The organism is Mesorhizobium sp. M1A.F.Ca.IN.020.06.1.1 (genome assembly GCF_004023265.1).
Classification (GTDB): domain Bacteria; phylum Pseudomonadota; class Alphaproteobacteria; order Rhizobiales; family Rhizobiaceae; genus Mesorhizobium.
In genome coordinates this window covers 1-554 of the sequence record NZ_RZSR01001715.1, presented here as the reverse complement: position 1 = coordinate 554, position 554 = coordinate 1, and the positions used below count along the sequence as shown (strand labels likewise).

Annotated in this window: 2 protein-coding genes; both read right to left on the bottom strand. The window is 63.4% G+C overall.

The features are described from left to right. Window positions 1–370: AsmA family protein (locus EOA60_RS36520; protein ID WP_128312806.1), on the bottom strand; the 370-nt coding region annotated here is incomplete at its 3' end. Then, window positions 367–554: hypothetical protein (locus tag EOA60_RS38600; protein ID WP_206628479.1), on the bottom strand; the 188-nt coding region annotated here is incomplete at its 5' end. The genes EOA60_RS36520 and EOA60_RS38600, both read right to left, overlap by 4 nt.

Sequence of the window (554 nt, the reverse complement as noted above, 5' to 3'; positions counted from 1 at the left end):
CCTTGCGCTCCACCCTGATCGTCGGCCGCACCAGCCTTGCCGTCGAGAATTGGACGTCGCCCTGCACGGCGGCCATGGCCGAGAGATCGACTTCGACGCGCTCGGCTTCGATCACCGGCGGCGCGTCGGTTTCCGTCCATTGCGACAGCGTCACATCGCTGAGGATGGCCCGGAACTTAGGCCACACCTCGATGCGCGGCGAACCGTCGATCGACACGCGAAAGCCGCTCCAGGCGCTCAATTCCCAAGCGATGCGGTCGCGTACGATGCGCGTCGAGGCAATCAGCGGCAAGGCGGCGACGGCGAGCGCGATGACCAGCACCGCAACGCCGATTACCCATACCCCGCGCCGGATCAAAGATGATCTCATCTCGCCCCGTGAGTTTCCATTGCCGACAAATCGCCCGACGGGTGTAGCCGAGCGCCGACGCTTTTCAAGTCTTTATGGCCCTCCGATGGCGTTTGCGCCGTGTCCTTGCCGGCCATTTCAACAAAATCTTGCTCTGCTGCGCTGCGGTATGCATAAGCGATAAACCCGTCCGGTCCGCCAACGC